The organism is Cohnella sp. (genome assembly GCF_041640265.1).
Lineage (GTDB): Bacteria > Bacillota > Bacilli > Paenibacillales > Paenibacillaceae > Cohnella.
The window spans coordinates 60,809-83,759 of record NZ_JBEQAP010000018.1 but is presented as its reverse complement, the minus strand read 5'-3'; the positions used below and the strand labels follow the sequence as shown (position 1 = coordinate 83,759).

General features: G+C 47.2%; 25 protein-coding genes. 18 read left to right on the top strand and 7 right to left on the bottom strand.

Translation table 11 applies throughout. The annotated features are described in order from the left end of the window. Positions 1-420 precede the first annotated feature (420 nt). Positions 421-1,416 carry a tryptophan--tRNA ligase gene (trpS, locus tag ACESLK_RS14770; RefSeq protein ID WP_373230289.1) on the top strand — a complete coding sequence of 332 codons (996 nt, stop codon included), beginning with the start codon at positions 421-423 and terminating at the stop codon, positions 1,414-1,416. On the opposite strand, the gene ACESLK_RS14765 is transcribed toward trpS, so the two are convergent. After that, entirely contained in the window at positions 1,413-1,592 is a 180-nt protein-coding gene (locus tag ACESLK_RS14765; protein WP_373230288.1) for a hypothetical protein, read from the bottom strand. The genes trpS and ACESLK_RS14765 overlap by 4 nt on opposite strands. 154 nt (positions 1,593-1,746) lie before the next feature. Between ACESLK_RS14765 and ACESLK_RS14760 the strand changes: the two genes are divergently transcribed. Next, positions 1,747-1,986, top strand: coding sequence for an alpha/beta-type small acid-soluble spore protein (locus tag ACESLK_RS14760; RefSeq protein ID WP_373230287.1), 240 nt, complete (start codon positions 1,747-1,749; stop codon positions 1,984-1,986). Positions 1,987-2,107: 121 nt separating this feature from the next. Here ACESLK_RS14760 and ACESLK_RS14755 read toward each other — a convergent pair whose 3' ends face one another. After that, positions 2,108-3,091 carry a metal-dependent hydrolase gene (locus ACESLK_RS14755; RefSeq protein WP_373230286.1) on the bottom strand — a complete coding sequence of 328 codons (984 nt, stop codon included), beginning with the start codon at positions 3,089-3,091 and terminating at the stop codon, positions 2,108-2,110. 71 nt (positions 3,092-3,162) lie between these two features. On the opposite strand from ACESLK_RS14755, the gene ACESLK_RS14750 reads away from it, so the two are divergent. Then, positions 3,163-3,456 (top strand): hypothetical protein, encoded by a 294-nt coding sequence (locus ACESLK_RS14750; RefSeq protein WP_373230285.1) that lies wholly within the window; start codon positions 3,163-3,165, stop codon positions 3,454-3,456. Here the strand turns inward: ACESLK_RS14750 and gerQ are convergent. Continuing rightward, entirely contained in the window at positions 3,437-3,934 is a 498-nt protein-coding gene (gene gerQ, locus ACESLK_RS14745; RefSeq protein WP_373230284.1) for a spore coat protein GerQ, read from the bottom strand. The two genes, ACESLK_RS14750 and gerQ, sit on opposite strands and share 20 nt — an antisense overlap. An 18-nt stretch (positions 3,935-3,952) precedes the next feature. Next, positions 3,953-4,375 carry a cell wall hydrolase gene (locus tag ACESLK_RS14740; RefSeq protein WP_373230283.1) on the bottom strand — a complete coding sequence of 141 codons (423 nt, stop codon included), beginning with the start codon at positions 4,373-4,375 and terminating at the stop codon, positions 3,953-3,955. Between the two features lie 267 nt (positions 4,376-4,642). Here ACESLK_RS14740 and cyoE point away from each other — a divergent pair, with 267 nt between their 5' ends. Both cyoE and ACESLK_RS14730 read left to right on the top strand, forming a co-directional pair. Next, positions 4,643-5,500 carry a heme o synthase gene (gene cyoE, locus ACESLK_RS14735; protein WP_373230282.1) on the top strand — a complete coding sequence of 286 codons (858 nt, stop codon included), beginning with the start codon at positions 4,643-4,645 and terminating at the stop codon, positions 5,498-5,500. A gap of 7 nt (positions 5,501-5,507) precedes the next feature. Next, the gene (locus ACESLK_RS14730) at positions 5,508-6,164 is read left to right on the top strand and encodes an SCO family protein (RefSeq protein ID WP_373230281.1); all 657 of its coding nucleotides are present in this window, start codon (positions 5,508-5,510) and stop codon (positions 6,162-6,164) included. 220 nt (positions 6,165-6,384) lie between these two features. On the opposite strand, the gene ACESLK_RS14725 is transcribed toward ACESLK_RS14730, so the two are convergent. Both ACESLK_RS14725 and ACESLK_RS14720 read right to left on the bottom strand, forming a co-directional pair. After that, entirely contained in the window at positions 6,385-6,744 is a 360-nt protein-coding gene (locus ACESLK_RS14725) for a ribonuclease M5 (protein WP_373230280.1), read from the bottom strand. Positions 6,745-6,905: 161 nt separating this feature from the next. Then, positions 6,906-8,099 (bottom strand): MFS transporter, encoded by a 1,194-nt coding sequence (locus ACESLK_RS14720; protein WP_373230279.1) that lies wholly within the window; start codon positions 8,097-8,099, stop codon positions 6,906-6,908. A 171-nt stretch (positions 8,100-8,270) separates the two neighbouring features. Here ACESLK_RS14720 and ACESLK_RS14715 point away from each other — a divergent pair, with 171 nt between their 5' ends. The 10 genes from ACESLK_RS14715 to ACESLK_RS14670 all read left to right on the top strand — a co-directional run bounded on the left by ACESLK_RS14715 (position 8,271) and on the right by ACESLK_RS14670 (position 18,517). Then, entirely contained in the window at positions 8,271-8,738 is a 468-nt protein-coding gene (locus tag ACESLK_RS14715) for a hypothetical protein (RefSeq protein WP_373230278.1), read from the top strand. Positions 8,739-8,743: 5 nt separating this feature from the next. Next, positions 8,744-9,892 carry a transglutaminase domain-containing protein gene (locus ACESLK_RS14710; RefSeq protein ID WP_373230277.1) on the top strand — a complete coding sequence of 383 codons (1,149 nt, stop codon included), beginning with the start codon at positions 8,744-8,746 and terminating at the stop codon, positions 9,890-9,892. Continuing rightward, a complete protein-coding gene (locus tag ACESLK_RS14705) occupies positions 9,889-11,967 on the top strand; it encodes a peptidoglycan D,D-transpeptidase FtsI family protein (RefSeq protein ID WP_373230276.1) in 2,079 nt (692 codons plus the stop codon). The genes ACESLK_RS14710 and ACESLK_RS14705 overlap by 4 nt, the downstream gene beginning before the upstream one ends. Before the next feature lie 198 nt (positions 11,968-12,165). Continuing rightward, positions 12,166-12,906 carry a metal ABC transporter ATP-binding protein gene (locus ACESLK_RS14700; RefSeq protein ID WP_373230275.1) on the top strand — a complete coding sequence of 247 codons (741 nt, stop codon included), beginning with the start codon at positions 12,166-12,168 and terminating at the stop codon, positions 12,904-12,906. Further along, complete coding sequence (locus ACESLK_RS14695; RefSeq protein ID WP_373230274.1) at positions 12,906-13,766, top strand: metal ABC transporter permease; 861 nt, start codon at positions 12,906-12,908, stop codon at positions 13,764-13,766. The genes ACESLK_RS14700 and ACESLK_RS14695 overlap by 1 nt, the downstream gene beginning before the upstream one ends. Positions 13,767-13,792: 26 nt before the next feature. Then, positions 13,793-14,731 (top strand): metal ABC transporter substrate-binding protein, encoded by a 939-nt coding sequence (locus ACESLK_RS14690; RefSeq protein WP_373230273.1) that lies wholly within the window; start codon positions 13,793-13,795, stop codon positions 14,729-14,731. 168 nt (positions 14,732-14,899) lie between these two features. Continuing rightward, positions 14,900-15,640 (top strand): Cof-type HAD-IIB family hydrolase, encoded by a 741-nt coding sequence (locus tag ACESLK_RS14685; RefSeq protein ID WP_373230313.1) that lies wholly within the window; start codon positions 14,900-14,902, stop codon positions 15,638-15,640. Positions 15,641-15,645: 5 nt separating this feature from the next. Next, positions 15,646-16,131, top strand: a complete 486-nt coding sequence (locus ACESLK_RS14680; protein WP_373230312.1) for a DUF456 domain-containing protein — start codon at positions 15,646-15,648, stop codon at positions 16,129-16,131. Between the two features lie 17 nt (positions 16,132-16,148). Next, positions 16,149-16,871, top strand: a complete 723-nt coding sequence (locus tag ACESLK_RS14675) for a ThuA domain-containing protein (RefSeq protein ID WP_373230272.1) — start codon at positions 16,149-16,151, stop codon at positions 16,869-16,871. Positions 16,872-16,891: 20 nt separating this feature from the next. Beyond that, the gene (locus ACESLK_RS14670; RefSeq protein ID WP_373230271.1) at positions 16,892-18,517 is read left to right on the top strand and encodes a putative polysaccharide biosynthesis protein; all 1,626 of its coding nucleotides are present in this window, start codon (positions 16,892-16,894) and stop codon (positions 18,515-18,517) included. On the opposite strand, the gene ACESLK_RS14665 is transcribed toward ACESLK_RS14670, so the two are convergent. Then, positions 18,448-19,731, bottom strand: coding sequence for a DUF2515 family protein (locus ACESLK_RS14665; RefSeq protein ID WP_373230269.1), 1,284 nt, complete (start codon positions 19,729-19,731; stop codon positions 18,448-18,450). The genes ACESLK_RS14670 and ACESLK_RS14665 overlap by 70 nt on opposite strands. Before the next feature lie 90 nt (positions 19,732-19,821). Between ACESLK_RS14665 and ACESLK_RS14660 the strand changes: the two genes are divergently transcribed. The 3 genes from ACESLK_RS14660 (at position 19,822) to ACESLK_RS14650 (ending at position 22,951) form a co-directional block, all read left to right on the top strand. Beyond that, positions 19,822-21,390, top strand: a complete 1,569-nt coding sequence (locus tag ACESLK_RS14660; RefSeq protein WP_373230267.1) for a stalk domain-containing protein — start codon at positions 19,822-19,824, stop codon at positions 21,388-21,390. Between the two features lie 46 nt (positions 21,391-21,436). Beyond that, positions 21,437-21,787 carry a thioredoxin family protein gene (locus ACESLK_RS14655; RefSeq protein WP_373230266.1) on the top strand — a complete coding sequence of 117 codons (351 nt, stop codon included), beginning with the start codon at positions 21,437-21,439 and terminating at the stop codon, positions 21,785-21,787. Positions 21,788-22,042: 255 nt separating this feature from the next. After that, complete coding sequence (locus ACESLK_RS14650) at positions 22,043-22,951, top strand: COX15/CtaA family protein (RefSeq protein WP_373230265.1); 909 nt, start codon at positions 22,043-22,045, stop codon at positions 22,949-22,951.

Sequence of the window (22,951 nt, the reverse complement as noted above, 5' to 3'; positions counted from 1 at the left end):
CAATTATTATAGCCTATGCTTGACCGATTGCATATAAGAACATCGATATTATACAGGTGAAATCCGTAATCCTCAAGCGGTTGACAAAGAGCTTGCGAGGGGTATAATGAATTACAATCAAGTCATATTCGGCGATGAAGAGAACAAGTACGTGAGAACGATGCGCTCCCAGAGAGCCGGTGATTGCTGGAAGCCGGTACGCATCCCTTGCGGAATGGATCCTGGAGCTGAGAGCGAAACGTCATGCGAGTGTGCTTTAGTCTCATTCGTAATTGTCCTATACTCTCCGACTGTTCCCCGATAACGGAACTGAAGGTATTGCAAGAAGCTGTTGCGATACGAATAAGGGTGGTACCACGGCTTTCTCGTCCCTTGCGGAGGAAGTCTTTTTTTATGTTTAAAAAAAAGGAGTGTATTCTAATGACCAAGCAACGCGTACTGTCCGGTATTCAACCAAGCGGCAAGCTGACTCTCGGTAATTACATTGGCGCAATGAAAAATTTCGTTGCACTGCAGCATGAGCATGATTGTTTCTATATGGTAGTTGATCTTCATGCGGTAACCGTTCCTCAGGAACCAGCTGCACTTCGAGAGCAAAGTGAATCCGTCGCAGCCTTGTTCGTCGCAGCGGGTCTGGATCCGACGCAAGCCTCGATCTTCATGCAGTCACATGTCCGAGCACATGCAGAGCTAGGCTGGTTAATGACAACGATGGCCTACATGGGTGAGCTAGAGCGAATGACCCAATTCAAAGACAAATCAGAGGGCAAAGACGCGGTAGGTGCCGGACTATTCGTCTATCCGGCGCTTATGGCGGCAGATATTCTCTTGTACAAATCGAATTTGGTTCCGGTCGGTGACGATCAGAAGCAGCATTTGGAGCTTACTCGTGACCTGGCTGGACGTTTTAACTATCGTTTCGGTGAGACGCTCGTTATTCCCGAGCCTTTTATCCCGAAGGTAGGAGCAAGAATCATGTCACTAGATGATGGCACGAAAAAGATGAGTAAGAGCAACCCTAACATTGGAAGTTTCATAGCTCTTCTGGACACACCCGATGAAATTCGCAAAAAAATATCCCGAGCCAAAACGGATCTGGGACGGGAAGTTATTTTCGACGTACAGAATAAACCGGAAATCAGTAACCTAATGACCATCTTCGCACAATGCTCCGGCCAAACGCTGGAACAGGTTCAAGCTGCTTACGATGGGCAAGGCTACGGTGCTTTCAAGAAGGATTTGGCAGAAGTCGTCGTACAATCCTTGGAGCCGTTGCAGAGCAAATATTCGGACATTCGAGCTTCCGGCGAGATTCATAAGATCTTACGAGACGGTGCAGAGCATGCTTCTGCGGTTGCAGAAGAAACCTTGCGCAGCGTTAAGGATGCGATGGGGTTCCTGCCGACAGCTCGTTAAGAATTCGGAAGTTTCTTAATCTGCTTGGCTTTGATGACGAAACCGGCAACGATGACCATGCACGTCAGAATGCCGAACGATAAAGCCAGCCAACCATTCGTATTAATGGAGAAAGCGGTAGCGACCATTAAAGCCACTGCCACGACGGCAAACAAAAGCGAAAGAGATTTGCTCATAATATCACCTCCTATAGTGTTCTGCTCAAGCCATACATGTTGTATAACCAGTGTTAAGATTTATCGTAAACCCTAAGCATAATTTTCTTTGCAACTAGCATACTAACTAGGCAAGCTTGCAAACCAATCATCTAGGCGAAGGGAGACTTTACTCATGGCACAGAATCAAGGCGGTGGCGGTCGTAACCAAATTCTTGTTCCGCAAGCGAAAAACGCATTGCAGAACATGAAGGTGGAAGCCGCTCAATCTCTGGGTGTTCAGATTCCGTCAGACGGATATTACGGCAATGTAACTTCCCGTGAAACAGGTTCGCTGGGGGGATATATTACCAAGAATTTGGTTAGAATCGCTGAGCAACAAATGTCTGGTCAATCTGGTCAAGCCGGTCGCTAAGGACAACCTTGTCCAGCACCGAAAGCCCGAGGATAGCCCTCGGGCTTTTAATATTGTGCGCTTAGACAAGGCAAACGTCAAGCGGGCAGCATTGAAATCCGGACTGCACCGCTTTTTTTGGTCAATACGTATTCATTCGTAGTCTTTTTTCCAACCGTTCATCGCTTAGCCATCCAACATATGATTGTATAGGGACAAACGACAGATCCATCAGAACAACGGCGACGAATGGATATTGTCTCCGATAACGATATCGAATATCGACCCAGCGCACCTCGTAGCCCCACGTTTGCAGCTTCACGGAGCCGCATGGAAACGGGGTTACGCTGAGGAAGGCTTGTACATCCTTTTGTTGCTTGGAAGCGTCAATAGCGGGATGCACATCGCATTTCAATACGTCGATCCATTTAAGCTTACCATGATCCCATTCGCCGACACTGAAAGTACAATCCTTCGATAAACGGACGACGTTCCACCGGTTGAGGGATATGGTAGGAAGTAAAGTATAGCGATCTCCGCTTTGACCATCGGGGTCTAGCTGTGGTAATTTCCTTGATAATTGTCGATATACAAGTGTACGCCAGCAGTAGTATAGGATAAGCAGAATGTAAAGAACCGGAAACACGATTTGTGGTGCCGCAATGCCGGTGACCCATATAACAATAGCAAGTAAATGGGAGGAAAATATAAACGGATCAAAAATATGGATAATGTTCCATCCGACCCATTGTTGGCTGATGGGACGGTATGCTTGTGTGCCATAGGAATTGAACATATCGCTAAAAACGTGGATAACAACTGAAAGCAACACCCAGAATCCAATGTGCCACCATGGAATTTCCCTGAATAACAAGGAGATGACAGCTGTAATGAGGGCGGCCCAGCCTACTATTGCAGGGAAAGAATGGGACAATCCCCGATGGTTTTTAATATAATCGGCATTGCTCTTGAATCTGAATAAACCGTCTAAGTCCGGTGCGTTGGAGCCTACGACTGTACCGATAAGTATGGCAATTGGGCCATAGGTATGAGAAGTAATGGCGGGATCGATCATTGCTAATCCACCTAACCCCAAGCCGAACACAAAGTGCGTGCCGGTGTCCATGTTGAGCTCAGCTCCTTTCTGCTTCAGTATGGTCGTCTGCCTGCAAAAATATGAAGGAAGAGGTGTGATCTATGATCGTTTTTTGTGAATATTTTATTCCAGAGCAGCATAGGGCTGCATTCACCGAATGGGCTATGTCTTATGCAGGGCGATGGCAGGGTGCCGAGCTCTTGGAAAATACGGGCCAAGCGGGCGTTTTTGTGGAAATATGGCCTGCAGCTTCGGAGGAAGAGGCTGCCGCTCAGGAAAAAGAACGCCTCGAGGGGCGTTCTTGGCTTGAGATGGAGCAATGGATCAAAGGTGGCCGGGAAGGCCTCCGAATATGGATATTCAGCCCGGTATTCGTTACCGGGGAGCAGGCATAGAGCCGAATGGAAGCGTGTAATTGATTGGCTCATCGAATGTAATGTAGTCTAGGTTTAGCATTAGCAGCAGATATCTTTTGCCTGTAGAGGGATCGCTAATAATGATATGGTCGCGGCCTGACGCTTCTAGAACGCCTTTGAATATTTTGGCGTTCCACTCGGAGTTGTTCTCAAAGGTCATATATAATGTAGCGACTTTGCCAAGGTTCATACGCAGGATGTTCTCAACGTAGGACTCTTCCTGTACAGGCAATCCGGGAACGACCGCACCGGTTGGAGTGATGGGTGCGCCGCTTGGGACTTGCGGCGGCATCGTTCCTTGCAACATTGTCATGCCAGGCATACCGGGCGTCATACCGGGCGTCATACCGGGCGTCATGCCAGGCGTCATACCGGGCATCATATTACCTCCTGGATAGTTAAAGGGCGAGACCTGAGTTTGCGGATACATCGGATAAGGCATTTTGTTGTTATACATCGTAAATCCTCCTTGTAATTAGTAAACTTGGGGACAATCTTGAGCGGTAGGTGCGAAGAAGCAATGTTTCTTGTACCTGCCGGTATTCGTTTGGTCGTACCAGGTGCCGGGGCAACCCCCTGCAGGGCGAAAGAACCATAAGGCATTCGAAGCGGGATGCTGGCGTTCTCCGTTAACAACCCTCTGAGCGAGCCTAACTTCCTTGTCACGGGCTTTTTGATAAAAGTATGGTTTCTGTACCGCCTCGAAGCCACCGGGTGACTGGTACACCATGTTTGGAATAGAGCGTATGTTTTTGAAATCCAAACAGCCGCTGCGCACCCGGTTTACGCCAACGTTACCAACCATGAGCATACCGAGCTCACCTTCGCCTTCAGCTTCTGCACGTATGAGTCGGGCCAACATTTTGACATCCTCGCTGCTTGCCTTGATGACGGCCATAATATACGCAAGCCACCCTTCCTTTTTTCGATATCGCCCACTGAAATCGTATTTGCGTTAGGCAACTGTCGCAATACAGTGTATTTCAAGTGCCCGAATTATGTGACAGCAGGAATAATGGATATTAAAGTGTGTTCGCACCTTGTTCACAGGTGGTGGCGATTTGATGAACACGGGGGAGCGAACATTGTCATTGATTGAAGATATGGGTTATCATTGAACATACGTCATGTTATGCTGCTTCGTTATGCATAAAGGAGGAACACTGTGTTTAAAGATCTTGTGGCCCTTACCAAGCCGCGTATTATCCGTTTGAATTTAATTGCGGCTTTCGGTGGTTATTGGGTCGCATCCAAATGGGACCTGGCGATATGGCCTTTGATTTGGATGTTGCTTGGATCTGCGCTAACCATGGCTTCCGCTTGTGTTTTCAATAATTACTTAGACCGCGAACATGATATGAAGATGGAACGTACCCGAGATCGCGCACTTCCGCAGAACAGGATGACTCCACGCTTTGTTTTCGGATATGCAGTTATTCTTGGTGTCGTGGGCTTGATCGTACTGTTTACCTTGGTGAATGCTCTCTCCGGCTGGTTAGGCATTCTGGGGATGTTTGTTTATGTAGTAATCTATACCCTGTGGCTCAAACGCAGCTCGACCTGGAGTACCTCGGTTGGGGGAATTTCCGGTGCGATGCCGCCGGTAATCGGTTATTGCGCAGTTACGAATGAAATTGATGCAGGAGCTTGGATCCTGTTCGCCTTGTTGTTCCTATGGCAGCCGGCTCATTTCTGGTCGCTTGCGATTAGGCGCAAAGAAGAATACAGAGCCGCGGGATATCCGCTTTTGCCCGTTGTCAAAGGGGTAACGCGTACGAAATGGCAGATGCTTCCGTATATTTTACTTCTCATTCCAGCCTCTATATTAATGTACACTTATGATTATGCAGGTATTTATTTCCTGATTTTATCGATTGGTGTCGCCGTTGTATGGTTTGTCCATGCGATTTCGGGCTTCCGTGCAAAGGATGACGAGAAATGGGCTAAAGCGGACTTTATGATATCGATCAATTATCTGATGATTATGTTTCTAACGATGATATTGGATACGAATGGGGTGTAATTCCTAAATGGATAGTTCCAAGAATGAACCAATACAAGGACGCTCGTGGATACGGCGCTATGGTTACTCTGTGATCATGCTCGCTGTATGTATCGCGATGGGAGCTTATATTCTCATGAGAGATGGCAAAGCCGACGAGCTTCCCGTTCAAGGACCAGGCACAGAATTTTCTTATACGGATATAGAGGGCAATGAAGTTGCTCTTAGCAATACAAACGGTAAAGCTCGCCTGCTCTATTTCTTCTTCGCTAATTGTCCCGACGTATGTCCGCCTACGACCTTTGTCATGTCGCAGGTTCAAGATGAGCTTAAGGAAGACGGAGTGTTCGGGGACGAGGTACAGTTTCTTTCCGTGAGCATAGATCCAACTCGTGATACGCCTGAGGTTCTCAAGGAATATTCCGAGCGCTTCGAGGCGGATCCTAACGGCTGGAAGTTCCTAAGAGGGGACGAGCAGGAAACGGCTGCGCTCGCTCGCAAATATCAAATCCTTGTCGAGAAAGACAAGGAGGGCAACTTTAGCCATATGAATTTAATTGTGCTGATGGATAAGAATGGACAAATCCGCGACTGGATTTCCGCGAATGATTATATCGAGACAGGCGACGGCGGAGAGAAGCTAACTCCTAGCGACATGGCTAAATTGATTAAAAGCGTGCTCTAATTCCATAAGGAACAACAAAAAAACGCACAGCTGGTGCGTTTTTTTGTGCGGTTTGGTTAACGTGAGTACTAATACTCATTTCGCAGCTGTAACGATGCCTGACATCGCTGGGCACATCAAAGTACATCAAGTATAGCTAGTCTAGGTTATGATGAGCAGGTTATACGCTATATTCTCATGCTTGAGGATATCTTAGTTTTTCATTCCCCATTGTACTACTTTACTCAACAGGCCAAATCGCAGCGGGATCCGGATAAAGAATGTAATCCTCCAGCCCAGCCTTCTCCAGTTGCTGGATCAGGTACTCTACAGGAGTGCCTTCGACTCCGCTGTAGCCCGGGCGAGTGTAAATATGGTCGGCATCAGGAAAAATGTCTCGCAAAACCCCCCGAATTCGACGTCCAGAGGAGTCGGGATCGGTGAACAAGTATACGTGGCGATTGCCGACTGCTTTGCGCAGAGTCTCAATTCGATTCGAGTTAAGTGTGCCGAACGTACAATGGATCGGAATTTCGGGGGAAAGCACACGAGAGAGACGGCTTTTGTCGTTTTTTCCTTCGACGATAATTGCAACATGCATGGCGTACTTCCTCTATTTTAGAATGGCAAAGACGAGGCTTATGAAGTGTTTTACTATATTGTACCACGGGAAACAACCCGATAGCTGCCAAGGGCCGATCTATCTAAGCGCCCCATCTAAGCAGTGTACCGGGGATGGACAATTAGGCTGGCATTAGCACCTCAAGAGCCCGAAGCAGGCGGAGCAGACGCGTCTGGGTGCCAATTCGCACGGAAGGCCGAACGCGGGAACAACAAAACTAGAGCGATCATGAGCGCAAGGAAAGAAAGAAAGTATGGAGAAAAATAGTCCCTGACTGCCCCTGCGGTAACGGGTCCTAGGAAGGAGCCGATCGATAGGGAGATGGATAACAAGGAGAAGGTTCTTCCATACCTTGACGGTCCGCTTAACTGAAGCAGAAAAGAGGTCATGGCAGGGAAGATGACACCCTTAGCCATTCCGATGATAAACAACATTACAAATATGGGTAAAGGCCAATCCGAAGCTAAGCCATAATAACAGATTGCCAGCAGTAAGACGCCGATAATCGTGCGGGAGTATGGCAGATAACGGTTAAGGAATAACAATCCTAATGTAACAAGAGCACCTAAGCTAACGATCGAGAACAAGATGCCCGTCGTCATAATAGCTTCGCTTCCGGTTCCCCGGAGAGGTAATTCGAATGAAAGAATACCTTGGGCACAGGCAAGCCCTATCGGCAGGGCAAAGATGGACCAAGGGAAACCGGATGCTGCTTGTTTCTCCTCGCCGTCTGCTTTCGGTAGTTTTACGGGTTTCTTCTGCATTGCGGCGATTTCTTCCGGTGTTCTAGCGGGCTCCTTTACAAACCAGAGTGAGATTACCCCTGTAACGAGCAGAATCCAACCTAGAATCTCGAAGGAATGGCTGAACCCGAGCGAAGCCGCAAGCCATGCCCCTGCTGCCGGCGAAACCACAGACGCTATCGTATGTACGAGGCCGTTGCCCGCCATTAGCTTTCCTTGTTGGATGTGGTCCTTCGCAAGCCTTGCCAGCAGCGCCATACAAGCTGGTGAAAGGAAGGCTAATACGAATCCGCTTATAGAGCGAATGTATAGGAGCTGCCAAGGATCGGTAACTCGGGCTTGGAATAGCAGCAGAATCCCTGCTCCCGTAAGGCTGGCTGCAATGAATAAGCGACTGCCGTAACGGTCAACCGCGAAGCCCGCAATCAGATTACCCGGCAGATGAGTCAATGAATACATTCCCATAACAAGCCCGATGAATGAAGGTGCTGCGCCCATTGAAACGGCAAAGGGAGTCAGCATCGGGTACTGGGCATGTAAATCAAAAAAAGCAACAAACAAAAATAAATAAAGCCAGACGGCAGTTTTCATCGGCCGGCACCTCCTCATTACGGGGTTATAACCCCTCGTCCGCATTTACGGCTTATCCTACTTTTACGTGTCTTAAGTCGTGGTTATGACGGTCGTTTACGGGGTATACAGCATTACGGTATAATGAGTACTAAATAAAGCTTCTATGAAATGATGCTTGGAGGGAAAATAATGAATTTCAATGCGGACGCTTGGATCCAATTTTTAAAGGAAAATTGGGTTATTGTGGCCATTGCTATTGTAGCAATTTTCGTTATTATGAAAGTGGTCAAGACGATATTGAAATGGGTGTTAGTTGCTATCATTATTATTGCGATTTTGACTTACGGAGGTTACAGCATTGATGATATTGGCGAGATCCGCGATAAAGTAACGGATGAGCTCGGAGCAATTGGCGATAAGGTGTCTGCAGAGGTGAAGGATCAGGCGATCAAAGCGATGGCCGGAGAAGCTGGCGAGGCAACTTATGTGAATAACGAGGATGGCACTTATTCGATAAAAACAACGAATTTAGAATTAAAGGGCACTCCTAATTCCGGCGAAGTGACAGTTTCTTTCCGAGGTGCTCCCTTGGGTACTTGGAAAATGGAAGGTGCGGTGCGGGACTTCGTCGTGCAAGCGCGCGCTGCGGCTAACTGAGAACGATGATCGGCAACGAGTGGAATATATTTGATAATAATCTGGTAACATGGAGTCTCTTGATTGTTGTGGCGTTCTCCTTGATTCAAGGGATCAGGCAGGGGGCGTCCGGCTCCGCTAAACAGCTCTTGTTCTTTCTTGTAAATGCAGTTGTTGCCGTTATTTCGGTGATCTTGTCGGCAATGGCAGCCGCGAAAATATCATCTTATCTTCAGGAGTGGCTAACGGAACAAAATATCATTCGCCCAGACGCGGGTGCATCGTTCGTTACTCAATTCGGTTATACAGTGATGTCGGGTTTGCGAGATTTGCCGCTTTTCCGATTCGCGGCTTTATTTCTAATATGCTACATGATTATTCGAGTACTAACCGGATTCGCAGTAAGAATAATGGCTTCGGTTATTTCGTTTCCATTCGCTATCGTGCCGACCGGCGGGACGGTAAGTCGAATGATTGGCGGCGTTATTGGAACCGCTCTTGGTTCAGGCAGGGCAGTACTGTTTACGGCGGTGCTGTTCGCCTATTGCGCCTTGTTGCCGCAAGGTCCCATGACGGATTATATTCAGCAATCGGGATTATACCGCGAGGTAGCAGCACAAGTTATACGTCCGGCTACAGGAACACTTCTCGAGGAGCGGCTGCCGGTGTTCGCTCAAGCGATGACGGACGAGTTAGACCAGCTGTGGCAGCGTCGGTATGATGTCATCGACGCGGATATCCCCGCTGACATTGTAAATGCGGCCATTTCGGTTACAGAAGGCCAATCCGGGGATGAGGCCAAAGCGCGAGCCTTGTACGATTGGGTGGGCAGCCGAATCGAATACGATCATGATAAGGTTAGAGCCTATGAGGAGCAAGGGGATTGGCGGGAGCAGAATCCGGAGCATACCTTCACAACGCGCCGCGGGGTTTGCATCGATTATGCCCGGTTGTATGCAGCTATGGCCAGATCCGTTGATCTGGATGTAAAGGTAGTTACAGGACTCGGGTATAACGGACGAGGCGGATATGGGCCGCATGCTTGGAACGAGGTTTATTTGGCGAAGCAGCAGCGTTGGGTGCCGTTGGATTCAACATGGGCAAGGTCGGGCAATTGGTTTGATTCCCCCGGCTTCTCCGATACACATATACGGCAAGGAGGGATGAACGGGTGAGCAATACCTTGACTGAAGAAGCCCAGAAACGTGAATTAAGGAATCGGAGGCATTTCAGCTTTCGATTGAATGTCTTCTTCTTTGTTACTTTTTTTGTTTTTTCCTTATTAATTGTTAGATTGGCATTTCTGCAATTCGTCGAAGGGCCGTCCTTGAAGGAAAAAGAGCATAATAATGGCACCAAGAAAGTGTCTGTACCTCCCATTCGAGGCAACATCTATGACTCAGAGGGCAGTGAAATTGCATATTCTACATCTACGCAATCGTTGTATTATACATTGGATACAAGAGTAGAAGAGGAAGAAGGGCGTGCGCTGGCAGCCAGTATTGTCGAAGTGTTTAACGAATATGGGCTCAAGACGGAAAAACCGATAACTGCAAATGATGTATACGACGATATGGACTTTAATGGGAGAGTAAGCTTGCCTTATCAGCCGCGGCGGATTAAGTCGGGATTGACCAGGGAAGAGGTAGCTTACTTCTCCGAGCACCGGGAGCAATTTAAGGGAATTGACGTTGTTGAGGAAAGCATTCGCCAATACAACCCGGATCAAGTTGCCGTACAGCTTGTTGGATACATGAAGAAACTGAAGGGCGCAACGGTATTAGATAAATATAAGGAAATCAATATAGACCAGACGGACAGTACGCTCACGTACTTGGATTCAGAGGAAGTCGGCTTTGACGGACTTGAATTGATGTACCAGGATGAGCTGCGCGGCCGCAATGGCGTTAAGGAATATCCGGTAAACAATCAAAGCCAGATTATTGGCCCCATGAAGCTGACGAAGCCGATTAAAGGTGAAAATTTATTTCTAACCATTAACAAGGACATACAACTAGCCACGCAAAAAGCGATAACGGATCATATCCATAAAATCAATAATTCAACGAACAAATTTGAAAAAGCACCAGCTTCGACAGGGTATGCTGTTGCCATGGAGGTTGAGACGGGAAAGGTTGTTGCCATGGCAAGCATGCCGGATTATGACCCAAGCGTCTGGCAAGGCGGTATTAGCAAGAAGGATTTGGATGAAATCCAGTTTTTTATGTATAACGGCACGATAAGGGAAGCTCAAGCTCCTTATGAGGATGATAAGGAGCGTAGAAACCATCCTTCCTCGTTCGTCTATTTGGGCTCCACACAGAAGCCGCTCTCTATACTAGTCGGCTTGAGTGAGAAGCTGTTCACGACACAGACCACGTATAGAGATATTGGTTATTTCGAATTCGGACGCAAGGGTTATGAAGTCAAAGTTCGAAATGCAAGCAATGCGATTAATGGAAGTCTTACTCCCGCAACAGCGATTGCCAAATCTTCGAATGCATTTATGTCCGCGATGGTCGGTAATGAACTGTACATGCGAAACCCAAAAGACGGTGTAGAGATATGGGACAGCTATATGAAGCAGTTCGGTCTCGGCATTACAACGGGAAGCGGCCTGCCGAGTGAATCGGCAGGAGTTGTCGAATACTTCCATGAGGCGAAGAACGCGAGTATGCAATCAGCACTAATCTATTCTTCATGGGGCCAACAAGGCAAATATACGGCATTGCAGCTTGCTCAATATACTGCGATGCTGGCAAACCGAGGGAAAAGAATGAAGCCTCAGTTCGTTAACGAAATCAAGGATGTTAACGGAAACGTAACACAGCCTTATCAGGCTGAAGTACTGAATACTGTGGATTATCCGGATTCATTCTGGGAAGCGGTTGAATTTGGAATGTCCAAGGTTAACGTTCAAGGGTTTGAAGGCGTCCCTTACACTTTTCGTAGAAAAACCGGAACATCCCAGCAGGATGTTGGAAATCGCAAAAGAGTGGAAAATGCTGTTTTCATAGCGTACGCTCCCGCCGAAAAGCCAAAGCTTGCCGTTGCAGTCATTGTTCCAGATGGCGGTTACGGGGGCTGGGGAGCAGCACCGATCGCTCGTAAAATCTTCGATGCATACGATGAGAAGATCGGGTTATCGGGAACTCCTCGCAAGAAAGCAGCTCCACCGGTTGTAGATACGATTGGTTCAGCCGAGCAAATCGTCGAGGATACAGCGGGAGCCGTTGAAGAAAACGAGTAAAAAACCGGATTTTGAAAGGGCTATTGGAACAAGAATGCTGCCTTTTTTCTAGGGTGGCATTCTTTTTTTATAAATAAATGTTGCATATGGACAACAATTTTGTATAATATAAACAAAGAGGCATAAAGGAAAGTATTCGTCGTTGTAACAAAATAATTGGTTATAGGCAATCGTTAACAATGCAAGGAGGTGATTGAGATGCTTGCAATATCAGTCAAAAATTTAAATGTTTCTTATCACGGTGACGAAGCCGTAAAAGATATAAGTTTTTCTTTAGAAACGGGTAATTTGGTAGGAGTGATCGGTCCCAATGGAGCAGGCAAATCCACTCTTCTAAAGGCTTTATTAAACTTGATTCCTAAGGATAAGGGCGATATTCAGATCTTCGATCATGCGATTAGAGACATCAGAAAAAAAATCGCCTATGTTCCACAGCGCAGCGAAATTGATTGGGACTTTCCAATCACCGTGATAGATGCCGTGCTGATCGGAACTTATCCTAACTTAAGATTATTCCAGCGACCTGGAAAACAAGAAAAAGCTTGGGCGTATCAATGTTTAGAGAAAGTAGGTATGACGGAATTTAGCAATCGTCAGATTGGCGAGCTTTCAGGCGGACAGCAGCAAAGAGTGTTTCTAGCAAGAGCGCTTGCGCAAAAGCCTGACATGTATTTTCTCGATGAGCCCTTTGTAGGAGTGGATTTAGGCAGTGAAGAGACGATTATTCAAATCCTCAAGGAGATGAGAAATTCGGGCAAAACGGTCGTAGTTGTCCATCATGACTTAATGAAAGCAAGCACTTATTTTAATAAATTAATCTTAATGAATAGGGAATTGATTGGGTTTGGCTCAGTGGAGGAAGTGTTTCGTCCTGACCTTCTGGCTAAAGCATATAAAGGTCATTTTGCCTTTATGGAGCAGTTAGGGGTGAGCGTGTAATGCAATTTATAGAAGCGTTGTTCAATTACGGATATTTGCAGAAGGCGCTCTTAACCTCGATTATGGTCGGTATTATCTGCGGAGCGATAGGCTGCTTTATTATTTTAAGAGGAATGGCCCTCATGGGCGACGCGATATCGCATGCGGTATTACCTGGCGTTGCGTTATCCTATATTCTCGGGATCAATTTCTTTTTCGGGGCGGTACTGACGGGCGTTCTAACTGCCGTTGGAATCGGTTATGTGAGCCAGAATAGCCGTATTAAGCATGATGTCGCGATTGGAATTCTATTTACCTTTTCCTTCGCGCTAGGCATCATAATGATTACCTTAATGAAAAGCAGCACAGATCTTTATCATATCCTTTTCGGTAATGTTCTGGTGGTGCGTTCATCTGAAATGTGGACTACTTTTGTAGTGGGTATAGTCGTTCTTAGCGCAATCTATCTCTTCTATAAAGAATTGCTGGTCAGCTCGTTTGATCCCATCATGTCTGCTGCATATGGGCTCCCTAATCGGATGATTCATTACTTGCTAATGATATTGTTGACAATGGTTACCGTGGCCTCTCTTCAGACAGTAGGTATCGTACTTGTAGTAGCCATGCTGATCACTCCCGCCGCAACGGCCTATCTTTTAACGGATCGATTATGGATCATGATTTTTCTTTCTATGGGTTTCGGAGTCGTATCGTCAATTGTCGGCTTGTATTTTAGCTATACTTACAATTTGGCCTCAGGAGCAAGTATTGTGCTTGTAGCAACTGTATTATTCGCATTGGCATTTACTTTCTCACCAAAGCAAGGAATATTATGGCGTACTTTAAGATCAAAAACGAAGAGAAATACAACACCAAATTAATAAAACTCGGATTGGGGAAATGTGAGATGAAAAAACGACTTAAATTAGGAATAATCAGTTCAATTCTGCTAATTCTACTAGTTGGTTGCAATTCAGAGGGGTCAAACGAAAGCAATGAAGGTAAGCTTCAGGTGGTTACAACCTACTCGATTATTTACGACATCGTCAAAAATATCGGCGGAGATCGGGTGGATATACACAGCTTAGCACCGGTTGGTTCAAACCCCCACGAGTACGATCCGCTTCCCGAAGATGTAGAGAAGACAACAGATGCAGCTGCCGTGTTCTATAATGGGCTTAATCTGGAGGCAGGAAATTCCTGGTTTGATAAGCTGCTGGAAACAACAGGTAAAGACGGGGAGGATGCACCTGTGTTTCGCCTGAGTGAAGGTGTAGAGGCTAAATATTTAACAACTAAAGGCTCTGAAAATGAAACGGATCCGCATGCATGGCTTGACGTGCGAAATGGTATTATTTATGCGGAAAATGCGAAAGAAGCTTTGATTAAAGTAGATCCAGACCATGCCGCAACCTATGAACAAAATGCTGAGGAATATATTGGTAAGCTGGAACAGCTGCATCAGAATGCTGTTAACAAATTTAATGAAATTCCAAAAGATAAGCGATTCTTGGTTACGAGTGAAGGAGCATTTAAATATTTTTCTGCCGCTTATGATTTCGAGGCCGGATATATATGGGAGATCAATGCCGAGAATCAAGGAAGTCCGGATCAAATTAGCGCGGTCGTAGATCTTATTAGAGACAAGGACGTAAAGGTGTTGTTCTTAGAAACGAGTATCGATGCACGCAGCATGGAGATGGTCTCCAGTGAAACTAAGGTTCCCATTGGCGGGAAAGTATTCACCGATTCAATCGGCAAGCCTGGTGAAGATGGCGATTCCTATATCAAGATGATGGAATGGAATATTAATACAATCCTGGAGCAGCTCCAAAAACATATATGATCTAGAGCGATTAGAGGCTATGATGAAAGTTGATCATAGTCTCTTTTTCTTTGCTGTCCACTGACAGCTGAAGTCTATTTCAATTCCCGTGTCAAAATGTGTTAGAATGACGTTAAATTGTTGATCGCTGCATAAAGCAAGGAGTGAGTCGCGGAATTGGGATATCAGATGGGAAAATATCGGCTTTTGGCTTTGGATTTGGATGGGACGCTGCTGAACGATCAGAGCGAAGTCAGCGAGACGAATGCCGCATGGGTCAAGCATGCAGTTGATGCGGGAGTAACGGTTTGCGTATCGACGGGGCGGGGGTTTGTTGGGGCTCTTCCTATTGTGGATCAGCTTGGGTTGGATACTCCGATGATTACGGTAAACGGGGGAGAAATCTGGTCGAAGCCGCACGCTTTGCACCGTCGGACCCTGCTGGAAGCAGATAAGGTTATGAAGCTGCACGGGTTAGCCGAGCAGTATGATATCTGGTTCTGGGCATATACCCCTGAGGATGTCTACAATAAGGAGCGTTGGGCCGGCGATACAATCGCCCGGAAATGGCTTAAATTCGGATTTTATAGCCAGGATACGTCGATCCTAAATGCCATTCTTAAGGAAATACATACTTGGAACGGTTTAGAGATTACGAATTCGTCACCCTTCAACATTGAGATCAACCCTGCGGGAGTATCCAAAGCAACTGCGCTTATGGAGGTGTGCCGAATGAGAGGGTATGACATGTCCGAGGTCGTTGCGGTTGGAGATAGCTTAAACGATATTGCGGCGATAAGAGCTTCGGGGTTAGGTGTGGCCATGGGGAATGCGCAGGATGAAGTGAAGGCGATGGCTGATGTCGTCACGGGAAGCAATCAGGAGAACGGTGTTGCTCAGATCATTCAAAACTATGTACTGAAGGCGTGATTGCAATGGAAGTGCTCGGATGGATCATCATTACGGCGTTATTCACGCTCGGAATGGCCGGCGCGGTATTTCCCATTTTACCAGGGGCTTTAGCTATCTACTTGGCCTTTTTCGTATATGGATGGTTTTTCACGTTTGAACCTTTTGGGTTCTGGTTTTGGAGCTTTCAAACGATTGTCGTGGTCGTTCTTTTTGCGGCGGATTACATGGTGAATGCTTGGGGAGTGAAGAAGTACGGAGGATCTCGCGCTTCGGTCATTGGGAGTACGATCGGCATTCTGTTCGGACCATTCGTTATTCCGGCGTTTGGTCTCATAATTGGGCCTCTGGCGGGAGCAATCCTTGGGGAATTAATCCACGGCTCCAACTTCAATCGCGCATTAAAGGTAGGCTGGGGTGCGCTAATAGGTTTATTTAGCAGTATGGTTGTCAAAATTATTTTGCAGGCGGCAATGATTATAATATTCATCATTTGGCTCGTCGCAAACTAACCAAAGGAGAGATAATCTTGATTAGAGTCACAGTATGGAATGAGTATAAGCACGAGCAAATTCACGAGGAGGTACGAAAGGTTTATCCTAACGGTATTCACGCGGTTATTGCCGAGGGACTTGAGGCTGCAGAGCAAGGGTATTCGGTTCGAACGGCGACACAGCCCGAGCCGGAGCACGGATTGACGCAAGAAGTCTTAGATCATACGGACGTGCTTATCTGGTGGGGACATATGGCCCATGGCGATGTAGACGACAACATCGTTAATCGCGTGCACGAGCGCGTTTTGAATGGGATGGGACTTATCGTGTTGCACTCCGGACATTTCTCGAAAATATTCAAAAAGCTGATGGGAACGGGCTGTGATCTGAAATGGCGGGAAGCGGGCGAGAAAGAGCGCATTTGGACCGCAGATCCTTCTCATCCGATAGCGGAAGGGATCCCTGAGCACTTCGAGCTTAAACCGGAAGAAATGTATGGCGAGCACTTCGACATCCCTGCTCCGGATGAGCTCATCTTCATTAGCTGGTTCGAGGGCGGAGAAGTGTTCCGCAGCGGCTGTACCTTCCGTCGGGGGCAAGGGAAGATCTTCTATTTCCGTCCCGGACACGAAACTTATCCAACCTACTACCATCCGATCGTGCGCCGCGTTATCGCAAATGGCGTGAAGTGGGCGGCTCCATCGAATGTTGCACGTCCGGTTCGCGGCAACCACCAACCGCTAGAAACCATTAACTAACTTAATCAATCGAGGTTCCCTTGAAAAAAGACACATTACTTAAAGGCACGCTTATACTCGCTGCTGCAGCTCTTATAGCTAGAGGGCTTGGCCTCTTCCAGCGCGTGCCGCTGGATTATCTGATGGGCGATTTAGGCAACATTTACTTCACGAACGCTAATAATATTTATTTGTTGCTGCTGATCGTTGCGACAGCAGGGATACCGAGTGCTGTAAGCAAAATGGTGTCAGGCCGTTACGCCGTTGGACGAGTCCTGGAGGCGCAGCAGGTTTACCGGGCTGCTCTCTTATTCGGAGCTGTCGCTGGGATCGTAATTACAGCAGGATTATGGCTAGTCGCTCCTTACTATGCCGAAACGATCCTGCAAGAGCCGGATGCCTCAGCTGCCATAAGAGCAATCGCGCCATCTTTACTATTGTTTCCTTTGATCGCAATGATGAGAGGGTATTTTCAAGGTCGGCAGTTCATGACCGCTGGCGGCATCTCACAAATTATGGAGCAAATCCTGCGGGTGATCGCCGCTGTTACCCTTGCTTTTGCCGTATATTCAATGGATCCGGCGAATGAGAAGGGCATCGCATCAGGAGCCTCCTTCGGAAGCGTATTCGGAAGTATCGGGGCATTTGCCGTGATGCTTTATTATGCGCGTAAACTTAAGGCGAATGATCGGGCAGAACCGAATAATCAGAGGGATGCCTCTCAGAAGCTTCGTTTGAAGTCGATCTACCGTGAGCTGTTCAACTTGTCCATTCCGATCGTGATGACGGCGATTACCGTTCAATTGTTATACACCTTGGATAATATGATGATCAAGTCTCTTACAAGGGGTTATTATGAACCTCATGTTATCAATCATTGGGCAGCAGTGTTCGGGATGAACGCACAGTCTATCGCGGGCATCCCCATCATTCTTGCCATAGCGCTAAGTCAGTCTATTATCCCGCAAATTTCGTCCGCGCATGCGACGGGAGACAGCAAACTTGTAGGGCGCCAAGCCTCATTAGCGGTAAGGGTTGCCTTGTATAGCGGAATGCCTATTGTGCTTCTGCTCGGTATTGGTGCCTATAGTGTAAACGGGCTCATTTTCGAGAGTCCCAAAGGCAGCGCTATTGTGGCCATGTTAACGCTCGGGACCTTATTCCAGATCGGCATGATGGTCACCAACTCGATTCTACTTGGGATTGGTGAGCCGAAGAAAGCTACCATGCATGCGATTACCGGCGTACTCCTAAAGGTCATTCTGAGCTTTACGTTAGCCCCTTTCTTCGGGGTATACGGAATTATCGCGGCTACGACTGTTTGTTTCATTTGGGCATTATCCTTCAATATTCTTAGCTTGCGCAAAAGATCGGAACTCAAGGTCATAGGTAATCGCTGGCCGGCTTTTATACTGACGACAGGTATTATTGCAGCTGATCTCATTTTTATTGAATGGGCATCGTTAGCGATATTTGAAGGGCTTCCTGATAAGCTGGCGTTCTTCATTTCCTGTATGTTCATGGGAGGATCGTTAGTGGTGTTATATCCGCTTCTGCTGGTCTATTTACGTGTTGTAACGGCTGATGAGATTGCTGCCTACCCTCGTCCTGTTCGCCGCCTGCTGGCACCTTTCATGAAGCTTCGTTCCAAAAGCACGGCAGCCTGAAGTTTATTCTGACCGAATAAATGCTCATGCGTCATATCAATGATACGGGGAAGCCTGATTTTCGTCATAAAGGCTAATACGTCCGTATCCCGGTACCAGTCGCCTTCGGTTGCCGGGACAATCGGTCGATCAGGCCAAGCCTCGGATAACATGGGGCTGAACCACAAGGAAGATAATAAACCGGCGGCATGCTCAGCTCTCATGGGCTTGCCGCCGGTTATTTGTTTGCAAGTAAACGTAAAACAATGTGGCCAGTAGTCTGCTCGGGAGCCTGTATGCATGACTCTTTCGCAGAACGCAATAACCCTTTCGAGTACCGCGGGGTAGCCAAAAAGCATTCCATACAAGCTTTTGCCGAATCCGATCCTCTCTTGCAAATCCTCGAAATTCTCCAGCACTCTCCCTGCTAAGCGCATTGGATTCCCACGATTTGAGTTACCCTCCTGGGACAACGGAAATACAATCTGATTCATCTGCAGAAGCGGCTGGCTTCGAAAGGAGAGCGAACTAAATACGTGCTGCTTGTATCTCCCATCCTCCACAACGCGTGATTGAATGAAATTCTGCTCATTAACAACTAGTGCAATCGTAAGCGGTACGGGGTCTTGATCCAACCAGAATCGGTTCCAGATAGGATGCATGAAGGCTGAGACTCCGAATCGAGGCAGCAGGAAGAAGAGGTTGCGATCTAATCTCTTGCTCTCGGCATAGAGCCTAAGCTGGGGATAGGCATCTCCGAAGATCAGTGAGTTACAAGCTTCCAACAGATCGAATGTCGCAGCTATCAATGCTTTGTCGAGCAATGCAGGGAGCCATTGACCCTTCAGATCTGTCATGCTCCAGCCGCCATTTCGGGATACCAGGTGTGCGAGAAGCGCCCAGTGAAGCTCGGGAAACGTCTTATACATTTGCCAATAGGCCTCAGTTCGAGTGATGTTATTGCGGTTTAGCTGTATCGTTTCATTATGGATATCTTCACATAGCTGTAACTCTGATGGAGATGCACGCTGGAGAGTGTCATGTTCGGGAGCTGAAGTTAATAAGCTTGTTAAATGCTGTGAAAATTCTCGATCCAACAAAAGGGGGTGCTTATGACGAGTTAGCCGATAGGAACGGATAAGTCCAGAGCTTTTGTTCACCAATCCGGACGCCAAACGCTGCGTCATTCTCAACAATGTCGCGATACCGCTGTCTACCCCGGGTTTCTTTTGCACGTTATGATGACTCCTTAAATTTCTTATACTCACATGATTCCACAACATTGATCCTTACTAAAGTACATAAATAAAAGGAGAGAGCGAAACATGGGAAAGTGGTCTGGTAAAAAGGTTGGATTTATATTGTGCGCAGCTTTGCTGGCGTTTATCGTCGGCTGTCAGTCTGTCGGTGGACTTAATCTGAATGAAGTGATTCTAAAGCAAATCGATGTTACACAGCAGGAGCAGTCTCAGCTGCTCGAGCTGGAAATTGATTTTAACGAGCAATTGTTGTCGGAGGAGGAGCCAGAATTAGCCCAAATGATAGAAGCCTTCAAGAAATTTTCCTTGAATATTAAGCATTCTAAATTAGATGATAAGGGCAACATGTGGTTGACAGGGGAATTCAGCTTTGAGAGAGGCGAGATTCCGTTCACCTTACATTCGGATTCTAAAGTACTCCGATTCGATCTTGGAGGCTCGAGCCGTCCGTTTATCATTGAAATGGATTCTTCTATGGGCACTTCGCTTAACCAGTTACTTCCAGGCTTTGATATGTTCATGGGAAGTGATTCGCAGCAGGTAATGATGGATTCGGTGCGTAAGCTTGTCCGTAATGTGGCTTCGTACTTCGTGAATGGGCTTCCGAACCCGCCTGCGATATCGGTATCGCGAGTGACCGGACCCATCAACGGCGTTGCAACCACATTAAACAAAGTACATGCCGAGTTGAACGGGGAGCAGCTTGGAGAGCTAATCTCGGTGTATCTAGACAATCTGGTCAAGGACAAGGAAGGCTTCGAAACTATGCTTCGTAACTTCGCTCAGTGGGCTCAGGAGCTTCCTCCGGAAATGAAAGAGGTACTCGAAGGCTCAGAGATTTTCGGAGAGGGTTTTCCCGTCGAAACCTTCGTTGAGAAGGGAGTTGCCGAATTTTTCCCGATGCTTGAGGAGGCACAGAAGGAGCTAGAAGCGGCCCGTGAGAAGAAAGAATGGAAAGAAGTGTTCGACAAGGGGATTACGATGACAGCGGACGTCTATGTAGATGATTCACTGCATCTTCGCAAAAGCTCCTTGGAGATGAAGATCGCACCTGCAGTTTTCGAACAACCCGATAGTCCCGTACGTTCAATTACAATCCGCAGCAGCGGCGAGATGTGGAATGTGAACGGGGAAGTCGTCGTACCCGCCGTGGAAATTCCTCGGGACGCGTTGACAGTAGAACAGTTGGAGAATATGAAGCCTTTTCAAATCGTACGCTTGTTCGATAAGGACTCCGTTATATATGACATTCTCAAAAATGATTTGAAGGCGGATGATCAATCCTTCGAGTTAAGCACGGAATGGGGTGTTTCTTTTTATCTCGATACCAACGGCGATGCATTCGTCCCTCTTCGCTCCACGATGACGAATTTTGATGTACAAACGAACTATGACCTCGGCACGAAGGTGATCTACTTCTATGATGAAGCTACTGCGCAAACGATCCAATTCCGCTTAGGCTCAAATAAGGCTCACGTGAACGGACATGAAGTCACGCTAGATCATAAGGTTCAATCTGATGGACACTTTGTTTATGCTTCCGCAGACGACTTGTTCGGCCTTCTCCGTGCGACGTATGAGATTACCGAATATGAGGACGGTGAAAGTGTCATGGAGGTTGCAAGAGATTTGTAAAAGGCTATAATAGCTGTAAAAGGTGTTAGGGATGGGTGATTAAACGATGCAAAAGATAACCGAAGAGTCTGCGTTTCGCCGGCAAGTCGCACAAGTCGGATTAACGGTCGCTGTTTTCAAAGCAACCTGGTGTAAGGACTGCCACTTTATGGAGCCTTTCATAGCGGACGTCGAAGCGGCATATGCAGATCGGCTTACCATGGTTGAGGTTGATCGCGACGAAATGCCGGATCTATGCGACGAGCTTAATATTCTCGGAATTCCAAGCTTTATTGCCTTTAGGAACGGTCAGGAGCTTGTTCGTTTCGTAAGCAAGCTGCGCAAAACCAGAGAAGAGATTGAGCAGTTTCTCGATCGTGCGGTTGCCGTTTCGAATGCTTTGCCTGCAGCTCAATAAATGCCGATCGGCCTAAGAGCCTCTTCCCCAGTATACGGGGGAAGAGGCTCTTATCCATGAGCATATGAATTGAGCAGTGACGAAAACAGACACATTTTGAACATGGCATTGCAAGATAGGGTTCGATATAATGGGAAATGGCACCTTGCACCTACTTTCACAAAGAAATCGGGGATAGGCATGACCTCTCAAAAAAAACTCATTCGCATGACAGCGCGGAGATATCGAACTCTTAGTCTACTCACTTGTATTGGCATGTTTCTAGTACTCATTGCAGGCGTTCTCGTCACCAACACGGATTCCGGTCGGGGCTGCGGGACGGATTGGCCTTTGTGTAACGGTCGTTTCGTACCCGCATACACAGTGGAATCTTTTGTCGAATATACTCATCGGTTGACAAGCGGACTTGTCGGCTTGCTCGTGGGGGCAACCTTCCTTGCCACGTTACTCTGGAAGCCCGCCAAGCAGAAGGAAAATTTACTGTACGCAGGCGGAGCTCTTCTCTTTACAGTCATGCAAGCCGTACTCGGCGCAATGGCTGTTGTATGGGAGCAATCATCGTTAGTCTTAGCCCTTCACTTCGGTATTTCCCTATTCGCATTCACGTGTACCTGGCTGTTATATTCCGTTGCTAAACGTCAGTCGTTTCATACAGGACAAATTGGCGTGAAGGCAGCTTTCTCTCAAGCTTCAATCCAGCCCGGGCAGTTATTGACTGTTCCAAAGGCAATTTTCCGCAGCATCGTTGCCGTTCTAGTATACTGTTACGGAGTCGTCTATCTGGGGGCGTATATCCGTCATACAAGCTCGGGCGGAGCCTGTGAGGGATGGCCATTATGTAACGGCGAGCTTGTCCCTGAGCTGTCAGGTTCGACGGCTGCAGCATTTGCTCATCGTATAGCAGCGTTATTATTGCTAGTGCTCATAGTTGTACTCACTGTATATGTACGAAGAAGCATAGGGAAACAATCCGAGTTGGCATCGCTAGCAAATAAGACGCTTTTCCTTGTTATCCTTCAGGTTCTAAGCGGGGGTTTGCTGTCTTTCACTCTCAGCAATGAGGATGTTTATATCTTCACAGGTCTTCTGCATACGGTTATTATTTCAGCTCTTTTCAGCATGCTCGTCTTATTGGCGATTCGAGCACGGCAATTATCCCGCTAG

Excerpts from the sequence above, each read along its gene's own strand:
- ACESLK_RS14690 (WP_373230273.1), top strand. The coding sequence starts at position 13,793 with ATGAAAAAACGACTTAAATTAGGAATAATCAGTTCAATTCTGCTAATT.
- ACESLK_RS14740 (WP_373230283.1), bottom strand. The coding sequence starts at position 4,375 with ATGGCCGTCATCAAGGCAAGCAGCGAGGATGTCAAAATGTTGGCCCGA.
- ACESLK_RS14685 (WP_373230313.1), top strand. The coding sequence starts at position 14,900 with ATGGGAAAATATCGGCTTTTGGCTTTGGATTTGGATGGGACGCTGCTG.
- ACESLK_RS14730 (WP_373230281.1), top strand. The coding sequence starts at position 5,508 with ATGGATAGTTCCAAGAATGAACCAATACAAGGACGCTCGTGGATACGG.
- ACESLK_RS14725 (WP_373230280.1), bottom strand. The coding sequence starts at position 6,744 with ATGCATGTTGCAATTATCGTCGAAGGAAAAAACGACAAAAGCCGTCTC.
- ACESLK_RS14650 (WP_373230265.1), top strand. The coding sequence starts at position 22,043 with ATGTTTCTAGTACTCATTGCAGGCGTTCTCGTCACCAACACGGATTCC.
- ACESLK_RS14715 (WP_373230278.1), top strand. The coding sequence starts at position 8,271 with ATGAATTTCAATGCGGACGCTTGGATCCAATTTTTAAAGGAAAATTGG.
- ACESLK_RS14750 (WP_373230285.1), top strand. The coding sequence starts at position 3,163 with ATGATCGTTTTTTGTGAATATTTTATTCCAGAGCAGCATAGGGCTGCA.
- ACESLK_RS14695 (WP_373230274.1), top strand. The coding sequence starts at position 12,906 with ATGCAATTTATAGAAGCGTTGTTCAATTACGGATATTTGCAGAAGGCG.
- ACESLK_RS14720 (WP_373230279.1), bottom strand. The coding sequence starts at position 8,099 with ATGAAAACTGCCGTCTGGCTTTATTTATTTTTGTTTGTTGCTTTTTTT.
- ACESLK_RS14760 (WP_373230287.1), top strand. The coding sequence starts at position 1,747 with ATGGCACAGAATCAAGGCGGTGGCGGTCGTAACCAAATTCTTGTTCCG.
- ACESLK_RS14655 (WP_373230266.1), top strand. The coding sequence starts at position 21,437 with ATGCAAAAGATAACCGAAGAGTCTGCGTTTCGCCGGCAAGTCGCACAA.
- gerQ (WP_373230284.1), bottom strand. The coding sequence starts at position 3,934 with ATGTATAACAACAAAATGCCTTATCCGATGTATCCGCAAACTCAGGTC.
- ACESLK_RS14755 (WP_373230286.1), bottom strand. The coding sequence starts at position 3,091 with ATGGACACCGGCACGCACTTTGTGTTCGGCTTGGGGTTAGGTGGATTA.
- ACESLK_RS14710 (WP_373230277.1), top strand. The coding sequence starts at position 8,744 with ATGATCGGCAACGAGTGGAATATATTTGATAATAATCTGGTAACATGG.
- ACESLK_RS14700 (WP_373230275.1), top strand. The coding sequence starts at position 12,166 with ATGCTTGCAATATCAGTCAAAAATTTAAATGTTTCTTATCACGGTGAC.
- ACESLK_RS14660 (WP_373230267.1), top strand. The coding sequence starts at position 19,822 with ATGGGAAAGTGGTCTGGTAAAAAGGTTGGATTTATATTGTGCGCAGCT.
- ACESLK_RS14765 (WP_373230288.1), bottom strand. The coding sequence starts at position 1,592 with ATGAGCAAATCTCTTTCGCTTTTGTTTGCCGTCGTGGCAGTGGCTTTA.
- ACESLK_RS14680 (WP_373230312.1), top strand. The coding sequence starts at position 15,646 with ATGGAAGTGCTCGGATGGATCATCATTACGGCGTTATTCACGCTCGGA.
- trpS (WP_373230289.1), top strand. The coding sequence starts at position 421 with ATGACCAAGCAACGCGTACTGTCCGGTATTCAACCAAGCGGCAAGCTG.